The following is a 2,437-nucleotide window of genomic DNA, read 5'->3' as shown; positions in this document are numbered from 1 at the left end:
GGTCATCCACATCGCTGCCGCAGCAGACTGGATCAAGCCCTAACAGGCCCTAGTATCAGCATCATCAAGCCAGTATTCATAGATAAACAGAACGACACCAAATGCGAGAAAAACAAAGCCAAAACTCGCCCACGTCCATATAAATGTGGTCCCCGTTGGTGTATTCCCAACCAACGGTTCATACGGCCAGTTCTGCGTCCATGAATAGGTCTCGCCAGGGCGATGCGCCACAGTCGTCAAAGCTGAATACATGAGAAAATCGGCTGTTTTTAACGCAAGCGCTGGCGTGAGAGCCTGTGTCGCATTCCAGCCGGAAGAGCGGTCTGTCCTAAGAAACGACGCCGCTGTTTCATCACGTATTTTTACAAAAGCGTGGGATACGGCATCGGGTAACACAACCGTGTCTTGTGTCAGATCGATGCCACGAAGATCCTCACGCATATGGGTTGTCGCAACCGTCTGCTTTTCCGGAGACAGATGGGAAAAGGTCCTCTCTCCGACATCGTGTGCATAATTTTCCCGTGTTGAAAGCGCAATATTTTTTAGTAAGGATGCTGTGTAATCTTCTCCATAATACGAGCCCATACCATACAGACTGCCATAATCCATCAGGTCTGCTTTCTGGAACCCGCCTTTACCAGCGATAATGTCATCTGCAGTCATGATGACATCCCCGGACCGGGAAACAAATCTCTGAGGCTGAGGTGGAGCACCCTGATATGTCCTGAGTGTTGTCCAGAACAGCAGCATCGCGGTAGCAAACCCGACAACAAGTAAAACCCACTTCAGGACAGTGCTGACAGGATCCCTGTCAGGACGATTGACTAATGACGTCTTGGACATCCTGAACGGACTTTCTGGCTAAAACTTTAAGAAAACAGAAAAAAAGCGACCGGACGACCTCCTCCTTTCTGAGAAGGTCGTCTGACAGGTTTCAGATCACCAGAGCCGGATCAGATGCGGAGCCAAAAATCTCATAGCGGATCTGAGAGCCTGACAACTGCTCGTTACGCAAAGTTTCAATCATGTCGCGCATGAAAGAATCCGGGCCACAGATGTAATAGGTCGCTGCGTGATCAAGGTTTTTGCGCAGCCAATCTTGTGTAATATGACCTGAATGAACCGTAATACCCGCAGAAGAGACAGCTTCTGGTATTGTTCCCTTGCTACCTGTCAAATGACTGAGTGTTCTATGCAGCCATCCTGATGAAGCAACATTGGATTGCGCAACAGGCTGTCCTGGAAGGTTTCCCGCAGGAACATTGTCCTTTGCAAAAAAGAACTCAGCTGTCAGTTTTCCTGCAGTCGCCAGAGACGTCACAAAAGGCACAAACGCTGCCAGATCAACTGTGTCGGCTCCCAGAACATAATGTATTTTACGACCAGAATGTGTTGCGACAAGATCTTCAATCATAGAGATCAGCGGCGTGAGACCAACGCCTGCCGCCAGAAGAACGACCGGGGCATGACTGGCTTCATCCAGAAAAAAATCACCCGCTGGATTAGCGGCCTGAAGAATGTCACCGACCTGCACACTGTCGTGAAGCCACGTTGAGACTACCCCCTGATCATGACGCTTGACGGTAATACGGTAATGGTCGGCCCCAGGTGCTGAAGAAATACTGTAATTACGTCGTTGTGACCCGTGACCCGGAATATCAAGTTTGAAGCTCAGATATTGGCCGGCCTTATGATGAAAAAGCGGCTTTCCATCGACTGGAACCAGATCAAACGAAGTAATGAAAGGCGTTTCTTTGTGCCGTGCTCGGACCGTGAATTCACGCCACCCCTTCCAGCCTCCAGGAGCATGTTCGTGCTCGTCATAGATCTGTTTTTCTCGACCGATCAGGACATCTGCCAGAAACCAGTAAGCTTTACCCCATGCATCAATAATTTCCGGAGTCGCCGCATCGCCGAGAACGTGCTTGATAGCACCGATCAACGCGTCTGCAACGAAAGGATAATGCTCAGGCAAAATGTTCAGGCCAACATGCTTTTCGGCAATGCGCTCGACCATGCCGCCCAGCTTTCCAAGATCATTGATATGCTCGGCATACGCGAGAACAGCCAGCGCCAGTGCTTTGGGCTGCTCCAGATCCCGCTGATGGGAGAGATTAAAGAGATCTCGAATTTCGGGGTGCGACAGAAGACGCTTGTACATTTCTTCCGTAATCGCAAGACCGTGCGCTTTGAGAGCTGGAACTGTCGCAACAACGAGAGCGCGTGTTTTTTCGTCGAGTGGGGCGGACATTGTGATTCGATCCTTTAAGGTTCATAGTCCATACACCTTTTGTGTCAGACATCTTGGAAAATCTGTCAAGTAGATGCATGCTGTAGGTATGAAACTTAATTTGCAGACCGATTATGCGCTCCGTGCACTGATCTGGAGGGTTCGAAAAACCCTCTGGTATTGAGGTCTGCTCTGTGATTCCATTTT

The 2,437-nt window shown here is 49.7% G+C and carries 2 protein-coding genes; both read right to left on the bottom strand.

What is annotated here, in order from left to right:
* Positions 1-39: 39 nt before the first annotated feature.
* Positions 40-843, bottom strand: coding sequence for a hypothetical protein (locus NJLHNGOC_RS15385; RefSeq protein ID WP_010512480.1), 804 nt, complete (start codon positions 841-843; stop codon positions 40-42).
* 91 nt (positions 844-934) lie between these two features.
* Positions 935-2,251, bottom strand: a complete 1,317-nt coding sequence (locus NJLHNGOC_RS15380) for a globin domain-containing protein (RefSeq protein WP_113597101.1) — start codon at positions 2,249-2,251, stop codon at positions 935-937.
* Positions 2,252-2,437 lie beyond the last annotated feature (186 nt).

Source organism: Novacetimonas cocois, assembly GCF_003311635.1.
GTDB classification, from domain to species: Bacteria; Pseudomonadota; Alphaproteobacteria; order Acetobacterales; family Acetobacteraceae; genus Novacetimonas; species Novacetimonas cocois.
This window is presented reverse-complemented; position numbering and strand designations above follow the sequence as displayed.

Excerpts from the sequence above, each read along its gene's own strand:
- NJLHNGOC_RS15385 (WP_010512480.1), bottom strand. The coding sequence starts at position 843 with ATGTCCAAGACGTCATTAGTCAATCGTCCTGACAGGGATCCTGTCAGC.
- NJLHNGOC_RS15380 (WP_113597101.1), bottom strand. The coding sequence starts at position 2,251 with ATGTCCGCCCCACTCGACGAAAAAACACGCGCTCTCGTTGTTGCGACA.